The 22,361-nt window shown below is 56.4% G+C and carries 10 protein-coding genes and 2 pseudogenes; 10 read left to right on the forward strand and 2 right to left on the reverse strand.

Translation table 11 applies throughout. The features are described from left to right. Positions 1 to 13: 13 nt before the first annotated feature. From CPZ00_RS05690 to CPZ00_RS05710, 6 genes and pseudogenes are all read left to right on the forward strand, one after another. On the forward strand, positions 14 to 964 hold the full coding sequence (locus CPZ00_RS05690; protein WP_096390021.1) for an endonuclease NucS domain-containing protein: 951 nt from the start codon (positions 14 to 16) through the stop codon (positions 962 to 964). A 206-nt stretch (positions 965 to 1,170) separates the two neighbouring features. Next, the gene (pglX, locus tag CPZ00_RS05695) at positions 1,171 to 4,890 is read left to right on the forward strand and encodes a BREX-1 system adenine-specific DNA-methyltransferase PglX (RefSeq protein WP_157744193.1); all 3,720 of its coding nucleotides are present in this window, start codon (positions 1,171 to 1,173) and stop codon (positions 4,888 to 4,890) included. A 64-nt stretch (positions 4,891 to 4,954) separates the two neighbouring features. Continuing rightward, a complete protein-coding gene (locus tag CPZ00_RS15325; protein ID WP_157744194.1) occupies positions 4,955 to 5,443 on the forward strand; it encodes a hypothetical protein in 489 nt (162 codons plus the stop codon). A gap of 85 nt (positions 5,444 to 5,528) precedes the next feature. Then, a complete protein-coding gene (locus CPZ00_RS05700; protein ID WP_096390023.1) occupies positions 5,529 to 7,955 on the forward strand; it encodes a PglZ domain-containing protein in 2,427 nt (808 codons plus the stop codon). A gap of 125 nt (positions 7,956 to 8,080) precedes the next feature. Then, the gene (brxL, locus tag CPZ00_RS05705) at positions 8,081 to 10,108 is read left to right on the forward strand and encodes a protease Lon-related BREX system protein BrxL (RefSeq protein WP_096390024.1); all 2,028 of its coding nucleotides are present in this window, start codon (positions 8,081 to 8,083) and stop codon (positions 10,106 to 10,108) included. A gap of 157 nt (positions 10,109 to 10,265) precedes the next feature. Beyond that, positions 10,266 to 12,788, forward strand: a pseudogene (locus tag CPZ00_RS05710) (PD-(D/E)XK nuclease family protein); the annotation flags it as partial. 13 nt (positions 12,789 to 12,801) lie between these two features. Here the strand turns inward: CPZ00_RS05710 and CPZ00_RS05715 are convergent. Beyond that, positions 12,802 to 14,076, reverse strand: a complete 1,275-nt coding sequence (locus CPZ00_RS05715) for an IS4 family transposase (RefSeq protein ID WP_096390025.1) — start codon at positions 14,074 to 14,076, stop codon at positions 12,802 to 12,804. A 104-nt stretch (positions 14,077 to 14,180) separates the two neighbouring features. Between CPZ00_RS05715 and CPZ00_RS05720 the strand changes: the two are divergent. From CPZ00_RS05720 to CPZ00_RS05735, 4 genes and pseudogenes are all read left to right on the forward strand, one after another. Next, positions 14,181 to 14,867 (forward strand): annotated as a pseudogene (locus tag CPZ00_RS05720) (PD-(D/E)XK nuclease family protein); the annotation flags it as partial. Further along, positions 14,860 to 18,501, forward strand: a complete 3,642-nt coding sequence (locus CPZ00_RS05725; RefSeq protein ID WP_096390026.1) for a UvrD-helicase domain-containing protein — start codon at positions 14,860 to 14,862, stop codon at positions 18,499 to 18,501. The pseudogene CPZ00_RS05720 and the gene CPZ00_RS05725, both read left to right, overlap by 8 nt. A gap of 341 nt (positions 18,502 to 18,842) precedes the next feature. Then, positions 18,843 to 19,940, forward strand: a complete 1,098-nt coding sequence (locus tag CPZ00_RS05730; RefSeq protein WP_096390027.1) for a hypothetical protein — start codon at positions 18,843 to 18,845, stop codon at positions 19,938 to 19,940. A 3-nt stretch (positions 19,941 to 19,943) separates the two neighbouring features. Next, on the forward strand, positions 19,944 to 21,068 hold the full coding sequence (locus CPZ00_RS05735; RefSeq protein WP_096390028.1) for a hypothetical protein: 1,125 nt from the start codon (positions 19,944 to 19,946) through the stop codon (positions 21,066 to 21,068). A 135-nt stretch (positions 21,069 to 21,203) separates the two neighbouring features. Here CPZ00_RS05735 and CPZ00_RS05740 read toward each other — a convergent pair whose 3' ends face one another. Further along, a complete protein-coding gene (locus CPZ00_RS05740; RefSeq protein ID WP_096390029.1) occupies positions 21,204 to 21,878 on the reverse strand; it encodes a helix-turn-helix domain-containing protein in 675 nt (224 codons plus the stop codon). Positions 21,879 to 22,361: the final 483 nt, after the last annotated feature.

Raw genomic sequence — 22,361 nt, forward strand, 5'->3', positions numbered from 1 at the left:
ATGGCGACTACGCTTGACAAACTACCACCTGCTGAAATCGGGGCACCGTGAGTTCTTCCCGTATTGGGATCAAGAAGACGTCGTCTCAATCGGGTGGACTAAGGCTGCAGAACTTGTCTACCAGGACGCTCCGGATGATGAAGTTCGAGCTTTAGCGGAAGAACACTACGGGCAGGGCCCCGGGTACATACTGAATATCCTGAAGTGCTTCGCGGGGCAGCCTGCCGGGGATCGGACGCCGATGAGGGCCGGTGATATCGTGATCGTCGACGGCCAGAAAGACATTCGCGGGAAGAGTGTGCTTCGCGGAGTTGCCAGAGTGGGGGAGCCACAGAAGTGGGACTCATTCATCGACGATGATTTCCCGCATATCCTCTATCGAGACGCGGAATGGCTGTATAACGAGGGTCCAGTAGCTAAATCCGAGTTGCCCGCGAAATTCCAGATGGGGGGGAGTTCGTCTACTCACCTGCCGGGAACACTACAACAGTGGAATCCCAGTGAGGACCCTGAAAAGACGCTCGACAAGTTAGTGACAGCACTCGAAGAGGCTCCGCTCATTCAACCGAAGTCGTACGACTTCGAATTCAGCGAGAAGGTCATTCAGGAACACATCGCTGATCACGCCGAACTGTTCCAGGAGAATCTCGACATCACCCCCGGGGAGATGGAACGAGAGTATCAGACTGAGAGCGGGGGATTCGCTGATTTCGTCGTTCTTCCGAGTGACGACGAGGTCACGGTCATAGAGACGAAAATAGATATTGCGGGACCGCAGGCCGCGAAACAACTGCGAGAGTACATTGAAGACCTTCAGAAAGAGTACAATCAGGCGATTCAGGGAATTCTGGTCGCGGAGGAGTTCTCCAACTATGAGGGAATTGAAGATGAGGTCGGTGAGTACGACATCATGCTTCGCCGGTATCACGTGACCCTCGAATACGAGGAGGTCCAACTAGAGTAACAGGAACGTCAGGGGCTTCTACGGGGAGTGTTGGCACTGGCAATTGAATCGTTCGTAGCTACGTCGCTCTCGGCTTCGGTGATCTCATCCCCATATTATAAGACACGCCGAATACTTGCTGGTTGTATGTCATCGCGGGCGGGAATCCCGACACAGCGTACTGCCGTTCCGCCCGTTTCGTGGCAGTGCGCGACCCTCTGATATCCATGTCCACGACACACGGTCAACCCGGTCTCTCATCGGATCAGCGCTCGACCATCCGAAGCACCATCCTCAGTACGCGGCATACACTCGAAGACGAACTCCGACGGCAGCTGGAAAAGTACGGCATCTACGAGGACAAGAAACTTTCCCAGGACAAGCTGACGCATCTCTCTGCTGAAGAACTCGATACCCGAGATAGGATAGACGCAGCCATCGAACGGGAACTCGAATCCACGGAAGGAGACCTAGAGCGATCAATTACCAACTACGTCCGCGAAGCGACGAAAACCTACCTCAACCGATTCGTCGCGCTGAAAACCATCGAGGTTCGCGGCCTTATTGAGGAAACCATCACCGAGCGACCAGAGTACGGCAATCGGTCGTACATGCACCACACCGTGGCGGAGATCGCCGGGGAGCTGACTAATGCCCCAGACGACGGCTTCGGTACCGCACTCGATCTCGCGTACCAGGAGATCGGTGCGGAGATTCGGATGATCTTCGAGGAATCCGAACACACTGCTATCGACCTCGATGCACAGGTTCGAGAAGAGGTTCTCGACGAACTGGACGCAATCGACGACGATGCTTGGGAGAGCGACGAGGCACTGGGTTGGGTGTACCAGTACTTCGGTGAAGAAGAACGGGAGGAAATCGACGAGCGCGTCGACGAGGAGAATTACAAGATTGCTGGGACTGATATCGCCACGAAAACCCAGCTGTTCACTCCGCGGTACATTGTCGAGTGGATGGTCGATAATTCCCTGGGACGGCTGTGGCTCGAAATGCAGGATGGCCGAACCAATATTGATGATGAGGACAACTGCTTCTATCTCGCACCGTTAGAAGACTCCTTGACTGACCGCGAGACGAAATCGGTCAAAGACATCACCGTGCTTGACCCCGCTTGTGGGAGCGGTCATATGCTGTTCTATGCGTTCGATGTTCTTTACCAGATGTATCTGGAAGAGAGTGAGGTACCCGAGAAGTACATCCCGCGCGAGATCCTTCGGAATAATCTCTACGGTGTCGACATTGATTCGGGAGCCGCGCAGATCGCTGCACTGTCCCTCTACCTAAAGGCGAAAGACCAATCGCCAGACGTAGAAATTCCGCAGTTGAATATTGTCTCGGCAGACGCCGTGCTGATTAACGGCGAAAGGAAAGAAGAGATACTTGAACGTGCGGGGTCAGAATTGGAGAGGGAAATCTTAGAGCAGATCTGGAATAGCTTCGGTGACATCCGCGAATTAGGCAGTCTGGTCCAGGTCGAAGACCGCATCGACGAGGTTCTCGACGAATACCGGGAAGAGTTCGAGGCAACTGGCCAAGCGCAATTCACCAGCGGGGGCGGACTAACCTCTCAATCGACCTTCGTTGCAGGAGGTGAAGAAGAGTCTTGGGACGAAATCAAATCCCGGCTAATGCAGAGCGTACAGGACCTCGCTAGTGAAGCACTCGAACACAATGACCCAATCGAGGAGATGTTTGCAGCGGAGGTTGGGAAAACAGTCGAACTACTCGATGTTCTGATGGGGGAATATGATACTGTCGTCAGCAATCCACCTTATCTCAAGAGTGGAAAAATGGGAGAAACCCTGAAGAGTTATATCAGAGATCAGTACACTGGCAAATACGATGTCTATGGTGCCTTCATAGAACGTTGTCTAGGCTTTTCAACTGACAACGGACACGTTAGCATGGTTACTCCAGAGAACTTTATGTTCCTCTATTACTTCCGGGGTCTCCGAAAGAAGCTACTTAATGAGAGTTATTTCGTTGAGGCGGCTCACTTGTCACGGTATGGATTTGAACAACAGAAAGATGCGTATACGATTCCATTTGTCTTGCGGAGTGAGCCCCCCTCGGAAAACGAGCCTTCTCGTTTCTATCGAATGACCCATGAACAGGAAGAATACGAAACCTATGAACAGAAGCTCTCTGGGTTGGAGACAATCGTACAATCGCTCCGGATGGGTGAGGACCATCCAGACGTTTATACATTCTCTCAGAGCAGAATTAAAGATATTGGTCGAAGGCCCTTCCTTTACTGGTTCGGTGAGGAAATACTCAGTTTGTTCTCCGAATTCAACCGAATTGACCACGTCGCAGAAGTGAAGCAGGGGCTAGAGACAGGCAATAATGATCGGTTTGTTAGAAAATGGTGGGAAGTCCCAGAAGAAAATCTAAATAGGGATTATGTCAAGTACCAAAAGAGCGGTAATAACTTTGAATATTATGATTTGGTCGAAGATTATGTCTGGTGGGGTAAGTCTGGAGAGGAACTTCGGGACGCAAATGCAAACATCCGGAATGAAGAATATTATGACAGGAAGGGAGTCACGTATAGAGCATTTGGAAATTATGTTGTAGGTAGAATGAAATATAAAGACACGATTCATTCAAATAAATCTCATGCAATATTCTCCGAGGAGGTCTCGGATGAGCTATTACTTGCCAATCTCAATTCAACCCTCCATCGGTTTATCGCAAATGGTCTAAATCCTGGCATTAGCATCGAGGTTGGCGATGGCAAGAGATTCCCAGTGAAAACAGATTACGAATATCAGTCTGAGATAGAGGAGCTAGTTTCTTTGGGTATTCAAGAGCGGAAAAAGATCTCTCGTTTGACGGAGACTAGTGCAGATTTCAGTGGGGAGGAACTTGCGACGCTACTCGAATCGAGTGCAATCGACCCACAATATGCTGAGGAGGCTACCCAAGCTCGCATCCTTACTGTCCACGGCATTTCTGACACACTCCTCTTTGATGAATATGGAATTTCGTCTGAGACACAAGAGCAGATGTACGCCAATCTTCCAAAGAACACCTCAGAATATCCCGTGGACCGCAGTACCCACGTTAAATATCCAGAGTTCTTGAACCAGTATCTGGAAGTAGTAGACCTGAATGACGAACGGATTGATTCAGCGGTCGAGACCCTCCAGTCATTAGACGGGGTAACGCTCCGCGAAGCAGCAGAAGAAACTGAGCTCTCCCCGTTAACCGTGGCTCAACTTCGGTACGAGAACGACCTCTACACCAATGATGAACAGACGACGGCCGCGGGTCGAGTAGTGTCCCTGATTGTGGGATCGCTGTTTGGCCGCTGGGAATCTGGTAGTGAGATTCCCACTCTCGACGACGAGATACTCGCGTTCGACCACTCCACTATCTCAGTGGAAAACTTGTTTTCAGAAGCTCTCGACGCACTGTTTCAGGATTCTGTGCAGGCGGAACGTGAACTTGAATCCGCCTTGGGCGATCAGCCTGTTAATTGGCTCAGGGAGAACTTCTTCCGGTATTATCACGTCGACGAGTACAAACCGCGAGGCGAGCGGAGTCCCATCTATTGGCAACTTGAAAGTCCCAACGGCGGAATCAGTTGCTACGTTTACTACCACGGGATAGACTCGAACACACTTCCGAAGCTTCGTGGTCAGTATCTCGATCCTCGTATAGGGGAACTCGAAAACGAACTGGAAACCCTAAACGCACAGACTAGCGGTGACGATCCAGACAAGGACCTTCTAAAGAGGAAAGAGGAAGTTCAGAATGACCTGGACGATATCAGGGAGTTCCGAGATACCATCGACGAAATGATTGACGATGGTGTTACCGTTGATGTCGAGAAGGGTATTTGGGAGAACATCAAGGAATGGGACCAGTATGAGGTCCTCGAAACTGGGCTCCCCAAATTAAAATCGAGCTACACAAGATGAGTTTCCCCATGAATACAGAACAATGACTGAACTCTTTCTAGCACCTGCGTCAAAACGTAATGATGTGTTTGATATCTTCCAAAGAACTGTTCTCGATGGAATTGGTCGAGAAATATATTCCCAATACTCTGAGCAGGAGTGGGGAGATTCTGTTAATCTGTGGGGGCTTACCTCCTCAATGGAAACGACCTGGGGAAAAGTAAGTACGGGAGATTGGATTCTTTTTTACACTGGTTCCGACCAGTATGAGTATGCTGCTAAAGTAAGTGATAAAGAGCAGAATCCAGATCTTGGCGATGTAATCCGTAACAACATATTGGGTGTGGATGACGATGAAAGCCGGGATTGGGACCTGTTGCTGGTCTTAGAAGACCCGGTTCCTGTGGCAATTTCTGGTCATGAGGTTTCAGAATTGCTTGATTATGGGAACAACTTCCCCGTCCGGTTTATCCGAGTAACACAAAGCCGTAAGGAGGCTCTCCAGGAGGAATATATCTCCGTGGATGAATTCATTCAGAAAATAAGAACCGATGACGCAGAATCCGTTGCATAGCACGTCCTAATATCACCGTGGTTCGATTCAACCACTGGTTTGGTCCCCGAAACAACAATCAATCCCCGATAAAAAGAGGAATACAATGGGAGATCTCGCGGACAGCATTATCACGGAACTCCGGCAGAAGTTCGACCGACACCCAGTCTGGGTGTGGTACGACGCCCAGGAGAAGTACAAGGGCGTCCTCGACGAGGTCGAAGCTGCCCTCGAAGACGTCACGCTCGCACGTTACGACGGTAGCTACTTTGAGTTGAAGTGCCGCCTCCATGAGGAGGACCCGAACTACGAACAGAACTGGTTGTTCTATATCCCTGAATCACGGAACGACGCCGAATGGTTTCGGGATATCCATGCACTCGGACGACAGTATCGCGTCGGCCAGGACATCGACGACACGCCTGTGACGCAGTTCCTCGTCGAGCACGACGAAGAGATCCCCGACGCGTACGAGGACTGGGGACAGAACCGCGAGGTTCAGCGCCTTGCGTTCTTTTGCGTTCTTTTCGATACCGCTGGCCCGGCGACCGACGACTGGGTTCGAACCTACCTCTCGAATCCGGAAGAGTACCGTGAGACAATCGAGGACAACGCGATGGCCGACGCGTGGGACGCACAGCTCCGCGAGGAGTACGGTGTCACTGCGGGACTCGACCCGAAAGAGCTAGCGACACAGCTCCTCTTCGGCGAGGTTGCCAGCCGAGCACCGACGTCCCGATACGACGAACTCGCGGCTGACGATACCCGTGCTGCTGCAGCGTTCTGCGACGAATGGCAGCAGTACGCCCCTGCCGAGTTCACGCGCTACGCACAGCGAATCGCGGAGGACTACGACCTTGCGAAGGCCGTCATCGACTCCGAACGGATTCACTGGGACGCGACGGCGTTCAAGGGCATCGACATGGGCCTCATTCGGCTCGTGATGCAACGACTCGCCGACGAGACCTACGCAGACCTCCCCGATATCGCGGCAGACCTCCAGCAGACAGTCACTGAGCGACAGGACAGCTTCTGGAGCAACGAGGACCTCGTCGATTGGTCAGTCCCAGTCCTGGCGGTCGAAACTCTCCAGCGTATTGGGACCATTGACGCCGACGAAGCAAAGACGCTCTCGTCGACAGAACTCGCCCAGAAGTACACGAGTGACGACGGGTGGTGGCAAGTCGATGCGGCGTATCGGCAGTACATCAACGCCACGCAGAAGGCCACGTTCCCCTATCCGAACGAAACCACGGTGAAACAGCGGGTCACCCAACACTACATGTCCTTCCTCCGGGGGGTGAACCGCCCGCTTGCGAACATCCTGAGCGACGATCCGACGCTCGGGACACCGCAGACCTCCTTCTACGATGAGTTCGCGGATCTTGAGGACGGGACCGCGATCATCATCTGTGATGGGCTTCGCTACGAACTCGCCGAAGCAATCAAACAGAACCTCGGGCGACGAACCGACTTCGAGCAAGACTTGAGTGCAGTTAGCGCGGCGCTGCCTTCGATCACCGAGGTCGGGATGGCGGCACATCTTCCTGGGGAACTCGGTCTCTCACTCGAAGATGATGACCTCGTTGTGACCAGCGGCGGTAAGGAGATGGCCGGAAAATCGGACCGCGTCGAACGACTCAGCGCCGCGGGCTTCGAAGTGGTGGATATGGACGAGGTGAGCAACATCTCGTTGGAGGACTTGACGGAGACCGACCCGGTCCCACGAGTCGTCTATTCCGGAACGATAGACAAACTCGGCGAGAGCCTCGACGACGACGCGGCCTTCAGCCAGGTCGCTTCCCACGTCGACGATGTCGAACGGACGGTCCAGCGACTGAAGCAGGCCGGGTACACCCGGTTCGTCATCACGAGTGACCACGGGTTCCTCTACACGGATCGGTTGTCCGACGACCTCAAAGTCGAATCACCCGACCTCGCTCCGGTCGTCAAACGACGGTTCGCAGCCGCCGACGGCGACGCTCCACTCGTCGATACGGACGAATTCATCGAAGTCGATTCCGATGCGCTGTCTGACCTCGGCATCAACGCCCCAGAACTCAAGCTGCTCTTCCCCCGGAGTGTCGCCTGCTTCAAGGCCCAGGGAGGGAACATGCAGTACTTCCACGGTGGGATTTCACTCCAAGAACTACTCGTTCCGTGTCTCACAGTGACCACCGGCGAGATCGAAGAAAGCGCGTCGATCAGTTACGACGTCTCGATCCCAGACCCGATCACGAACTCGATAATCTCTGTCGAGATCGAAGCTAAGAGCGGACAATTGGCGTTCGACCCAGCACCGATACTGGAGATCCGTGCGAACATCGACGACGAACCGGTTGCGGACCCTGTAACGATGGAAGTATCGCCGGGTACCAATAGTGAACGTGTCCGGCTCAAACAGGGCGCAATCTCTGGAGAGAGTTCGGTTCAGTTCGAAATTATCGACACCGATACCCGAGAAACGATCACGCGGACAACGGTGGAACTCGATCTTCTCTTCGGAGACGACGATATGGGGTTTGACGTCTGAACAGCAACGAATCCCAGCAATTGTGTGTCAGTGAACGGCCCAGAATTGGATATCGGTTATTCGTATTGGTATTCCACTTAGCATGACCGACACCAATATGCCCCCGGCTCTGTTTCTCGTAGATAATGACTACTGAGGACGTCGATCAGAAAGCTCTCGACGTCTTTCCCGGACGCGTCGTCCGGAAGGATCTCGTTCAAGATATCAAATCGGGAGTGAACGTCCCCACCTATGTTCTCGAATACCTCATCGGACAATACTGCGCCACTGACGATGAGGAATCGCTTGAGGAGGGACTCGAAAAAGTCAAACAGATTCTGTCGAAGCACTACGTTCGCCCCGACGAGGCCGAGTACGTCAAAAGCGAAGTGCGCGAGCGAGGGCGATACCGAGTCATCGACAAAGTAACCGTCAGACTCGACGAGCAGCAGGACGCCTACATTGGCTCCTTCGTCAACCTCGGACTCAATGACGTCGAGATCAACGAACATCTCGTCAGTAAGCACCCGAAGCTGTTGGGCGGCGGTGTCTGGGCCATCATTGACCTGGAATACCTTCCAGACAACGCGAAAAGCCCCAAGAGCCTGTTCGGTATCGAATCGTTCAAACCGATACAGGTGTCGAACCTTGACCTCGAACAACTGAAAGACCGTCGACGAGAATTCACGCGCGACGAGTGGCTGAACCTTCTCCTCCAGAGTGTCGGGTATGACCCATCCGCGTTCAGCGACCGGGAGAAACTCCTCTTCCTGACTCGGTGTCTCCCTCTCGTCGAGTCCAACTACAACTACGTCGAGTTAGGACCCCGGGGAACGGGGAAGAGCTATCTCTACCGTGAAATCAGCCCCCACTCAATTCTCATCTCCGGTGGAAAAACCACCGTTGCGAAGCTCTTTCTGAACCTCAACACGGGACGCATCGGACTCGTCGGCCGCTGGGACGTTGTTGCGTTCGACGAGGTTGGTGGACTCCAGTTCAGCGACTCGGAAGCGGTCCAAATGCTGAAAGACTACATGGAGTCCGGAAGCTTCTCACGCGGAACTGAGGAACTCACAGCCCAGGCTTCGATGGTCTACGTTGGAAACATCGACTTGGATGTCGAAGGCGTCCTCAAGAGCTCTCACCTCTTCGAGCCGTTCCCGGATGATATGCAGGACCTCGCCCTCATCGACCGCTTCCACTACTACCTCCCCGGCTGGGAAGTCCCGAAGATGCGCTCCGAGTTCTTCGGCGATCAGTTCGGATTCATCGTGGATTACTTGGCCGAGTTCGTCCGCGAGCTCAGGAAAGAATCCTACGGCGATGCGATCAACGAGGAGTTCGCATTTGGAGACCACCTGAACCAACGTGACGAAAGGGCCGTCCGGAAGACCGTATCTGGTCTGCTCAAATTACTCCATCCCCACGGTGAATACACGAAAGAAGAGCTCCGCGAATACCTCGAATTCGCAATGGAGGGACGTCGCCGCGTCAAAGAACAGTTGAAGCGGATGGGTGGAATGGAGTATCGGGCCGTCGAGTTCTCGTATTTGGACTTAGACACGAAAGAGGAACTCTACGTTCCAGTTCCCGAGGAGGCCGATGAGGCGCTCATTCCGCCCGGGACACAGCAAGCAGGCACTGTCTACACTATCGGCGAAAGCGAGGGTCGTCACGCACCGTTCCGCATCGAAACCCAGACACTCCCCGGTTCTGGGAAGACGAACATCTCGGGGACGCCAGGGAAGAAGATGAAAGAGTCGTTCGAGACTGCGTGTGACTACCTTCAGGCCAATATGCGCGAGCTCCGTCGTGATGAAACCCTTGACGAGTACAACATCAACGTCCAAGTCCTCAATCCGTCTGATGCAAACGAGGGTGGCGAGACTAGTGTCGGCTTGCTTGTGGGAATCGTCTCAGGCATTCTCGACCGACCTGTCCGTCCCCAAACTGTCATCTTGGGTGCTATGAGTTTGATGGGTGAACTGGTTGCAGTAAGCTCATTAGTTGACAAGTTACAATTGGCGGCAGATTCCGGCGCTAAGACTGTATTATTGCCCGCCAAAAACAAAGAGGATATGGCGAAGATTCCGGACGAGCTTCTTGATCAGCTTCAGCTTGTCTTCTACACAGATCCCCTTGACGCCGCGAGCAAAGCGATTCAGATAGACTGAACGACTCAAAGGAAACTCTGATGCGGTAATCCGAAAAATAGTGATCTCGATTGAGTCCTTGGCCTCTCTTTCTATTTCTGAGAACTAATTATGGTTTTCAAAGCTGTCAGCCTCGCCAAGAGTGAAGTGAGGCCGATATCTTGGTAGGAAGTGTTCGATGGATTCAACGCTTCTCACCGGCCCGACACACGCCCGATTGGAACAACGGGCATTTCAGCGGGCTGATGACCTCGCCTCCGATTCCCTGGGCAGTATTCTATACATAACGCGGAATGACGCTCGCCGGAGTACGGTTGAAGACAACTGGGCCGCATCGCACGCTCCACTCCGTCTTCGTGCCGAGACGCTCGATGCGGTCGTCCGTGAGTGGTACGAGCATCTCCACGGTCCGGTCCAACCCCTCTCCGGACAGCTGAATCGCCGACTTGCGGAGTACGCGCTTGACAGAACGACAGCCGAAACAGAAGGTGCCCTCGCCGGCGAACCGGCCTCAGCCGCCCTCGCGGATTCGTTTAGCAGCCGCTTCTCACTCTTCGACGACGCCGGCGTCGGGACCGCCGACGCACTGGCAGCAGAGTTCGAGGGGTCGCCCCTCGATGACCGGATAGCGACGGCCACCGTCGACGCCTACCGGCACTATCGGGCTCTCCACGCCGACTACGTCGACGAGTGGGTTTGTACTCGTGGAGAGATGTTCGACGCCGTTGCGACGGCAGACCAGCAGCTCTCGACACTCTCACCGGGACTAGACGTCGTGATTCTCTCCGGGTATCACGAGTTCCGTCCCGTCGAACGCCGCCTCATCGAACACCTCGCCGACGAGCTTCCGATGATCGCGCTCCTTCCGCTCCATCAGGGTGGTCGGAGCGGTGTCGACGCCGTCGCGACCGATGCGCTCGACGTCTACGAATCCCTGGACTTCGAGACGGTCGCAGTCGAGCCCGCTGATGATGCCGGGAAGACGTTTGGAACGATTACTGAGCCCCTCTATCGACCGGACTCCGACACTGTCCCGGTTCCTGATGCGCTCCGATGGCGGGAACTCCCCACACCTGAACGGGAAATCCGCTTCGTCGCTCGCGAACTCCGAACCGAACTGGCCAACGGATGCGATCCAGACGATCTCGCTGTCGTCATTCCGGGGACTGAGGCCTATTCGGGCTACGTTGAGGACACGTTCGATACGTTCGACATCCCGCACGTCACGACCGCCGCCTCACAGCTGAACCGGACGTTCGCCGGGAGCGTCGTCCACGACCTCCTGAACCTCGCCGAACCGGATCCACGCGCTGAGGACCTCACGTCGCTACTGGCGAATCCGCTGGTCGATGTCGTCAATGGCGACCAAGCCAACGCCATTACGGCAGCTGCCCGCCGGCGCGACACGGTTTCGGTCTCACCGCTCCTCGACGACGTCGACGACGAGGCGACTGCGCTGATCCAGGATCTGCTAGCTACGCTCGAGACGCTCCGAACGGGGGACGTTGAGGACGCAACCGAGACGCTCCGCCGGCTGTTAGACGCCAAGTTCGATCTGGAAACAGCGACGAAAGACTACGCTAGCGGCGCCGAGCAAGCTGTCGAACAGCGAGCGTACGACCTCGTGGACGAGGTTCTCTCTTCGTTCGAGTCACTGTCGGCCGTCGATAGCGACCTCTCCCCGTTGGCACTGTTCACTCGTGCATTCGACGGTGTGCCGATTCGGGTTCCCCAACGCGCTGCCGGCGGCCACGTCGAAGTGATGGGGATGCTCGACGCTCGGATGCAGTCCTTCGAGAAGGTGTTCCTCGTAGGACTGACGAGCGAACACTTCCCGGTAACGCCGGAGCGGCCGGCCTTCTTCGAGGAGATGACCGACGCCCACCCACGGTTCGACACCGGTGACGAGCGACTCCGGGGGCGCTATCTCTTCGCGACGCTGCTCGCGAACGTCGACGAACTCACGATCACCACACCAGAGACGGGCGGCGACGAGTCCGCCGTCGTCCGGTCGCCGGTCCTCGACGAACTCCAGCGCGTGACTGGCATCGACCCCGAAGACGGCGTCGACGACCGCGTAGGCTCCCGCGAAGACCTCCAGCGGCACGTCGCCGCAACAACCGACCGGCGTGCGGCAGTCAGCCGCGCCGGCGACCGAGGTGACCTCTCCCCCGAGCAGACCAAGCGCACGGATCGAGGACTCCACTGTGCGGACAACAGGGGCACGGCTGGCCTCTCCGAACACGACGGCGTGTTAGATCCCGAGACAGTCGATGAGGTCTACCCCCCGTCCGAGCGGGAACCCTACAGCGCCAGTCGGATCGAACGATATGTCGAGTGCGGGTTCAAGTTCTACGCCGACAAGGTCCTCGGAATCGAGGACCCCGACGATGTCGAGGTAGTCCCCACGCCGCTCGAAACCGGATCGTACGTCCACGATGTCCTCGAACGGTTCTTCGCCGATCTACAGGACGGGGCCGAAGACGGTATTGACCTCACCGCGTTTGACCGGGATGAATTGGCCGCCCATCTCCGCGATATTGCCGTCGATGAACTTCGAGACGCTGACTTCGAGTACGACGGTCTGTTCTACGAGCGGTGGAAGGCGGAACTGTTCGCAGGGCTTGCCGGCGATGGAAGTACTCCCTATGAGTCGGGGATCAAGCCCCACGATGCCCCCGAACGGGGATTGTTCGCAACCCATCCGTCTTTAGTTAAGCCTCACACCTCGGTTGTGTAGCGGTAGCGAGTGTCTCTTGTAAGATCGGTCGCTGCTTGTGGATTTTTTGAGCGTCTTCGATCAGCCGTTCGAGCAGCGGCGGTGGTGAGTAGCCGAGGTACTCACCGAGTTCGTGGAGGATGAGCTGGGCGTGCGACCGAAAGGTCGCCGCCCAGCGCTCTGTCGGAAAGACGAGCTCATCATCTGCCTGCTCAGTGACGAGATCCAACAGATCACGGCTTACCAGCAGCGAGAGCAACGCTGCGTACAGCAAGATCTCCACCACGTGTTCGTCACTCGTGTCGAACTCATCCAGTTCGTACTGCGTCTTCAGCTCGCGGAACAGCAACTCAACTTCCCACCGACAGCGGTAGATCTCTGCTAAATCTGCCGGAAAGAACTCTTTTCTCGCCAAATTCGTCATATACAGATGGTAGTCGTCGGCGTCCTCGTCGCGGACGCCGACGACGCGAAATTGCTTCGTATCCAGCGATCGTGTCCCGTTGTACGGCCCTCGTTTGAACTCTACTTCGACCTCTACATCGATGTACTTCCGGTCGAGGTCGTCGAGAACAGCGCGGAGCTGCTTGCCCTCTAAGGGAATGGCGCGGCCGCGCCATTCCCGTAATTCTTCCGTAATCACCGGATTCGCGTTCTGCTTCAGCCGACTCACGAAGTAGCCGTCGTTCTCGTCGATCAGCGCAAACCGGCGGTACTTGAAATAGGCGAGATCGAACAACACGAGGCGGTTCTCAAGCCACGGCCCTGTTTTGAACAGGGTGCTGTCGTGCGTTTTTTCGTTAGCAGTGTCGAGCCGTTCAATCGTCTGCACCGTGGCATTGTGGAGCAGGTGGAGCTTCGCTCCAGCCTGCTCCTCGTGGCGGGCTTCGAACTGATCTGAGAGAAATTCGTGTAACCGCAACACCGTTCCATCAGCGATCATCACATCTCTAAATCGGTCGATATCAGCGTCAACAGCGTTAGGAACAGCGACCTCGTCGAGACCGCGCTCGACGAGGTCGCGGAGGTACTCCGCAAGCGTCGGAGTCAACCGCTGATAGAACCCGCCCGGAGAAATCGTTTCATCGGCAGTAGCGTTGTAACAGCGTCTAAACCCGGCGAGTGTTCGGCTTTCGCCTGCGGCGAAGCCGAACACGAATGCCCAGACAAAGGCAGGAATCTGGAGTTTGCGGTCACGTTCGACCACGCCGAGTTCCTCGGCGTGCTCTTCAAGGAACTCAGAGGGAAACAGTGTAGTGAGCCGACGCATAATTTGAGACGAGGAGGCTTCGTTGTGCACACTCGATTCCTCCTCATTCCTTCCGAAAAGTAGTCCCGATAAGCCGCCGCTGCCACGCGGTTTCTCGCTTAACTAAAGACGGATGGTTCGCAACCTTCCTCGACAACGAACTCTCCCAGAATGGTGCGGTCCGACCGCACCTGTTCGAGGCGCCGTTCGGTGAAGGGCTCCCCGATTCGGATGCTGGTCCGTTTACCGTCGAACGTCCGGACGGCTCGACTGTCGCGATTCGTGGGTACATCGACCGCGTCGACGTGAGCCGAGACGGCGACCAACCGACACTCACGCTCTACGACTACAAGACTGGACGAGCGCCGTACATGACGAAGACGACCGGTGGCACGAAGTTCCAACTGCCCATCTATCTACTCGCTGCGGCGGACGTGGTCGACGGCGGTCTATTCGACGAGAGGTCGCTCTCGGCGACGTACTATCAGGTGCGACCCCCTAACGACCTGAAGGTTCCACGCGGTGTCGAATCAAAGTTCGATTCAGAGGTCGAACTCCGCCGGTTCTTGAACAACGTCGTCCCGGAGTGGTTGGGCCAAATCGACGAGGCGATCGGCAACGGACGGTTCCACACGACGCTTCTGTCCGCCCGCGGTGCGAACTGCCGGTACTGCGACTACCGGCGGGCCTGTGACGTTCGCCATCACCGCAAGCGGGAGTTCGTCGACGAGGTCCACGCGGACGACGCCGCCTACGTTCCGCTCCGCGTTCGCGACGACGAGGATCTCGAGGCGGTGATGAGCGATGACTGAGGAACCCGAGGAGATTCAGCTCACGGAAGAACAGCAAGACGCGCTCGTCCAAGGCCGGAACGTCGCGATCACTGCCGGCGCCGGGACGGGGAAGACGACGACGCTCACCGAGCGGTACGTGACGATACTGGCCGAGAACCCGTCGCTCACGCCGGAGAACATCGTCACGATCACCTTCACTCGGAAGGCTGCTGCCGAACTGACCGAGCGCGTTCGCGAAGAGGTCTACGACCGACTCGAGGCTGCCGACTCGCCGGCGTCGTATCAGCGCTGGCGAAACGTGCTCGACGATCTGGAGGACGGTTATGTCCACACCATTCACGCGTTCTGTACTCGTCTCCTGCGAGAACGGGCTGTCGAGGCTCCGGTTCCGCTCGGCTTCGACGTGCTCGACGAAGACGGCGCCGCGACACTCCAACGCGAAGTCGTGACTGAGTTCCTCGAACGCAACCAGGACGATGCCGATGTAGCTCTCCTTGCTCAGCTCTGGGGTCGCGACCAGCTGGTCGACGTCCTCGCAGGGCTACTTGACGAACGCCCACAGAGCGAGTCCGTCCTCGAGGCGTGGCGTGACGCCGAGGTCGACGACTACCTCGACGTCTGCTGGGGGGTCGTCTGTGATCTCGACGTTACCGACGCTCGACGGACGCTGTATGGGGACGGACTCCTTGAGCAGCTACGCACGGTCGCGGGCCGCGTCGGTCGCGAGGGCGCTATCGCCGACGAGGACGGTCTTCGGGCCTACCGGACCGTCACCGAGGTCGCGACGACACTCCCTGCCGACCCCGAGGAAAGCGATCTCCGTGACTGTCAGCGGGCAATCCTCGAGCTGTACGAGGCCTGTGAGAAGAAGAACGGCGGTCTGTACAGCAGTTCCGGGTACGTCGTCGGTGACCGGGACGACTGGGGCGAGTATGGGGACGTCTACGACGACATGAAGGACGCCATCGACGCGACCATCGCGGCCGTCGAACCGCACGAGGACGCCGTTGAGACGACGCCCGGGGAACTGGAAGCAAATAGCGCTCACTACGCGCTCGCACTGATGCGGGTCTTCGACGACGTCCTCGCAGCCTACACCGACGAAAAGGACCGCCGCGATACGCTCGACTTTCCTGACGTGATCGAAACGACGCTCGAGTTCTTGCGAGCTAACGATGCGGTCACGGAGCGGCTTCAAGACCAGTTTGCGGCCGTGATGGTCGACGAGTTCCAGGACACTGACCCGCGCCAGTGGGAGTTAGTCAAGCTCCTCACGGGCGTCGACGAGCAGACGGCGTCGAACGTCTTCCTGGTCGGCGACGAGAAACAGAGTATCTACGGGTTCCGCGGGGCCGACGTGACGACGTTCGGGGCGGCGAGAGCAGAACTTCAGGCCGTCAACGAGGCCCGTGGGGTCGACGACGTCCCCGACAGCGACGCCGAGAGCCCGACCGCGCTCGAGCTTTCGGGGAACTTCCGGACGCTAGACGAGCCGCTGTCGTTCCTGAACGAGCTCTTCGAGTACCTGTTCCAGCCGGAGGGTGACTGCCACGAACCCTACGAAGCGCCACCGCAGGACCTGAGTACGCAACGCGACCGCGTCGAAGATATCAAGGGACTCACCGGGAGCGTCGAGTATCTCGCTGTCCCCGACGACGCCGATACGGCGGCAGAGCTCTTCGGCGACGATCATCCGGTCGCCGAAGGCGCGCTCGATCACACCATCGAGGCCGAAGCGCAAGCGCTCGCTGCTCGACTGACCCACCTGTTCGACGATCCGCCGCAAGTCCAAGACCCCGATACAGGTGTCCATCGTGACGCTACTCCCGACGACACGGCAATCCTCCTCCGCCGACGAACCCATCTGGATCGGTATCAGCGCGCCCTCGAGGAGTACGACATTCCTTACACTGTCGTCGGTGGCGTCGGATTCTACGATACGCCTGAGGTCCAGGCGCTCACGAACTTGCTTCGAGTGCTCGGTGATCCACAAGACGATGTCTCCCTCTATGGAGTGCTTCGGTCGCCGCTGTTCGGATTCGCGGATGATCGCCTCGCGCCGGCGGTCGCAGAGGCCGATTCAGTCTGGGACGCGCTTGCCGAGACGGACGACCCGCAGCTGTTGGACGCGTTTGACCTCCTTACGACGTGGCGGGTTCTCAGCGGGTGTGCGACGCCGTCCGAGGATGGTGTCCTCCCGTGGAACCGTCTGCTGTCCCGTGTAATCGACGACACTGGGTATCTGGCGAGTGTAAGCGCCGACGAACGCGGTCGACAAGCCGTCGCGAACGTCGAGAAGTTCCGCGACCAGGTCCGTACTTGGAGCGAGAACGGGGTTCATACCGCTGCGGGGCTGCTCCACCGGATCGACCGCCAGGCCGAGATCGACCCCCGTGAGGGGGAGGCAGATATTCCGGGTGACGCCGAGGGCGTCCGGATTATGACGATCCATTCAGCGAAGGGACTCGAGTTCCCGATCGTCACTGTCCCCGATCTCGGGAGTGATCTCAACTTCGGTCGCTCCGTGGACGACCATGGCTACGTTCGACTCGTGGACGGAACTGATGACGCACCGCCGGTGCCGGCGGTCGGCGGGCCCAATCCGGGCGATGCGTTCTCGATCGAGAAGACCGCCGTCCACGAGTATGCCGACCGACAGTCCCGTCCACAGGAGAGAGCGGAGTCGAAAAGGATTCTCTACGTTGCGTGTACACGAACACGGGATCACCTCCTTCTCTGCGGCACACACGACATCGAGGTCGACGAGTCCGGTGCAATCGAACTCGGGGAGCCTGCTGCCTTCGACGACGCAGACCGGTGGCGCGACTGGTTACAGCCAGCCCTCCTCGATGGAGCACTTGTCGCCGAGGCGATTCGGGATGGACAGGCCTCTGGCGAGATTGATGGAGCCAGCTATACCGTTCGCAAGCCCCCGCGTCCAGTCGACTGGGACACAGACGAAGACGCTGTGGATTCGACGCCGTCGATATCGGTTCCCTCACCGCCGAAGCTGGCACCGGCGAAACGGATCGCGGCCACGACGCTCGTGAATGGGGTAGCGGATGCGTCTGGAGACGGTCACAGTTACTCTCAACGTCAGGAGTCGGCTGGACTGAGCCCCACGACATTTGGGACGGTCGTCCACCGAATCAACGAACTCCGCCCACCGAGAGACGAGTGGCCAGCCCTGATTCGACGTCTGAGTCGGATGGCCGGTGAGGCGCCGACGGAAACAGACCTCCGCGATGCTGTCGACCATGCCGCTGATGCAGTAGAATTTGTTGACAGAATTGAGTCCGATGCCCAGCTCGAAGCTGTTTACGACGAGTACTCTGTCGTCGCTCGAATTGATGAATCACGGATTGTTGGTGATATCGACCGGCTGCTCGTCACTCCAGACGCATACCATATTATCGACTACAAGACCAACGACCTCTCATCTACGACGTCGGATGATCTAGCAGAACACTATCGACCTCAGATGCTCGCGTACACGCTGGCTCTCCTACAGCATAGTCCCGATCACAGTATTCGTGCCTCACTCCGCTTCACCGATGCCGGCGTCGAAGAACGGTTTGAATGGGGCCCGAGCGAGCACTCTGTGATCGAATCTGACCTTCGTTCTATGGTGGAATTGCTTTCTGAATATTGATCCTCGGTTAGAATAGAAGTCTTCACCTGACGAGGGTTCTATCGATTCAAACAGCTCAATGCGGCCGATCGATTTTCACTCATTCTGGTGGGGTAGTCTAGCCACCTTCCGTACTGGCTCAGGCAGTTCAGACACCAGTCCACTATGAGGGACCAAGCTCAGCAGTGAATGGACGAACACCAGCTGACGAGGTGCTGAACTAGATACACCGTTACCATATGCCCCAAATTCGAGAGTTAGAAAGCTGTTATACGCCGAAATTTCATTTTCGCTACGAAGGGGGAACTAATATACGGTCTGGTGTGCGACAATCAATCAACAACGCTGCCGGAGGTATCCTAATGCACATCCCAGAAGGACAATACAATCTCAAAGAGTTCTGTCGAGTGATCTTTGACTCGCCAGAGCGTGTCCTCGAAGGATACCACGGCCAGCGCATCAAAGCCTTCCTCTACCTCTCTGACGATGGCTGGCGTGACTATCTTGACGAACACTACGAGACTGAGGACCTCGGCGGCATCACGAAGTTCGTCGGCAAGTATAGGAACCGAAAGGGCGCGGAGCAGCCGGCAAAATTCTACGCTGGGCAGTATAAAGACGATCTTCGGATGGTGTTGACTGCCGAAACGGAGGAAGCGATTCGGCAGGCGCTCCGTCCGGTTTCGGAGCACAGCGATTGCTTGTCGCCGATGCCGATTATGACTGAGGATTTCCAGACGATGAACGAAATTGTCCTCAGTACCTACGACGATATGCGGATTTCCGAGTTCAAATCGAAGCGTGTGCCAAGCCTTGCTGACGCTCGAACGCGACCGGATGTTGACCGGGAAATCGAATACAAAGGCGCTGATGGTCGGGATCGGCTCGATGAATTCCGTGATGAGTATGGGGTTGTCCCGACTCGGATTCAGTACGAGCACGAGAACGTCTCGATCCGAATCGACACGTCCGGCAAGTTCACGCTCGAAACCGTCAACAAAGAGAGCTTCAACATCCTGTTTGACCTGCTGAGCGAGGTCGTGGTAAATGTGCTCGAATTGCTGGATGTGGCGAATCAGATTAAGTTCGAGAAGCGAGAGGTGGTGCCGGGAAACTTGAAAGTGCAAGTGCCGGAGGTGAGTTCTGGTGAGATAGATTTTGATCAGCAAGTGTCGTTGATGCAGGCAGAGAATTTTATCAAGGGTACAAAGAACAGTGATGACCTGAATTTCAGCTTCACGGACGTCACCAAGCAGGCTGGATCGCTCGACTTCTCTGCGCAAGTTACTGACGAAAACCGAGGCTCCTTATTCAATGTGAGTGCGACCGAGGAGTCGATGCGTATCGTGCCGAAACACGACTGCTCGTTCCCGTCTCTTGTTGAGTTCTATCTAGCCGTGATACAGCTGTTAGATGGTGGCGCCGAAATGCGACTGTACGAATCTCAGTCAGCAGCCTAACGCATGACGAATGTTGACCCTCCTGAATCGGTGCCTGAGGGTCAAGAAACGAAGTATCGTGGATTGTACGGCAAGTGTGTCGAGCATAAGCTCGCAGGGTTCCCTGAGCAGTCCAAGAGTGAAAATCTGCGTGAGGAAATCAGTGTTCAACGCCAACACCGAAAACTAATCAGCTACTCTATCTTCCCGTTCGTACAGGGACGACCGGCTGGCTACAAGTTCTTCACCGCCGAACCGCTGGAGGAACTCGGCGTTCCGAACTTCGATTTCCTGTTGTGGAACCTGGATGGGAATGTGATATTCGGCGAGGCCAAGTCCTCGGTCCCGGCGAGCGCCGACACTGTGGTGAATCAGCTCGAGGAGCGCAAGGAGATTGCCGAAAACCACAAGGAGCACATCGAAGAGGAGTACCTGGGAAGCGAGATCGACCATATGGAATTCGTGGTTTCGACGTACGTCAATCACGGCGACAAAATCGCGAAGGCCATCATCGAGGAGGGGGCCGAGTTCATTACCTGGGTCGTGGACGCCCACCACGACGAGCTGTGGATTCGTCAAGCCCGCCCGACGTCGTTCCCGGACAACTTGGAGGCTGACGAGCCAGATGCGATGCTTCAGGAACTAGACCGCCGACACACGCACGATATGTCAGCGTTGAACGGGGAGCTAGACCGAGTTACCACGAGCTTTGGCCAGGCAGATGTTTTACCAACCGCAATCATTGTCGATCAGCTACGAGTCGTGGTGCAGGCACGTCGAGTCGAAGGGCGACATCCTTGTGTTGATCGTGTAGATATCGAATCGTACGTCTCGAGCAGTTCACTGAACTACTCTGAGGAGCGCGTGACGGGCATCGTGGATGACCTGATTGAGGCGGGTAAACGCATTAATTTCCTCTCTGAGTGGGACGACGACCGTGCTGACTTGAAGGTGGTGTCGAACTATACGGCCAAGGACGACCTGGAGCAGGTCCTCGAGGATAAGTGGGTTAATTGGCGAATCGAGGACATGAAAGATGGCCTCCGGAAAGAATGTGAAGAGCGAATTACTGCTGAGCTGGGCAGACAGAAGCAGCTCAACGAATTCGGTGTGGGTCTTCAAGAGGCGGAAGTTGAAGAAGAGTCGTAGTAACTACCCGAGGTCCGTGGAGAATGCGTGCGTTGAACGCTGAGACAGCGTTGCCCCCGACATGAAGGTACTCGTGTCTCTCTTGAGTGAGTTCCTCGAGCAGTTCGATGAGCGCGTCACTCCGGTTGTGGAAACTCATGTCTGCGACCATTCCCTCTCTCGATATGTGATGCCGAGATCGAGATCCTCGTACATCCGGTCCAGCATCGCTAGCGCCGACTCGAAGGTCGCGTAGTGGTCACACATGTATTCAATCGTGTTCTCGCGGGGGATGACCGGGTAGCCTTCCACATCCTCGATTTCGAGTGACGGCTGTGGATCGAGAACTATCTGCAGCGGCCCATCGATCTCGTCGCTGGGCTGGCGCTCGGAGGCGGTTGGCAGCCCGAATGATGCGAAGAACGTCTCCCAGGCGTCGATGTCCTGCTCGCGAACAGCGATGAACAGCGGGTAATCGTCGGGATCGCGGCTGACCTGGTAGCCGCCCTGGGTCCAGACGTAGACGGCGTCGATCCGCGTGAAGACGAACGGCCACTCCCCGAACTGCGGGATGACGTACGCCTCCTCGATCGATGGCGGACTGACGCCGGCGCTCGCAGCGACCAGCTCGCGCGCTGCATTGCGCACGCGGTCGTCGACAACTGAGAGGCCATCATCATAGTGGACGTAGCCTGCCTCCTCGAGCCGGTTGGCTGCCTGTCTAACCGTCTCGTAGGGTGTGTGGAGGTGCTGGGCGACGCGGCGGATGGAGTCGCCACTCTCGATGGCGAGGAGGACCTGGGCCGCCGTGTCGTCGAGCACTTCGTACATCTGATGGTTACCAACAATTCGGTAACGGTTAAAATAATTACTATAATCAAACTCCAGCTAACTCTTCTCGACGGACACATTTTAGTTTACCACCTCTTCAGCTGGCGTTCTTCCGCTGAATGATTGTGCGGTCTCTGGTGATTGTAGAGATGTGCAATCTGCTCCAATTACTCGCGTACGCTTTCCTCTCTGTAGCAGGACGAGGATAGCAGCTGTATCCAGGTGATCCGCTTCTTCGCTGTCTCTGAACCATGCCACAGGACAAATGTATAAAGTCACACGGATTAGCCTCCATTAGGACCTCTTCTCCGAAATTCCTGGAATCAACAGCGTCAATTTTCCCTGTCTGAGCTGATGGTTTCAGAGGCCATATTAACCAACAGGATCATCGCAAAGGCCATTTGTTGGTTAACACTCGGTGGCATGATCAAAAATGTCAGGACAATCTTGAGGAAGCGTGCGTGTAACGAGTATTGAAACGGA

Source organism: Halopenitus persicus (assembly GCF_002355635.1).
Taxonomy (GTDB): Archaea; Halobacteriota; Halobacteria; order Halobacteriales; family Haloferacaceae; genus Halopenitus; species Halopenitus persicus_A.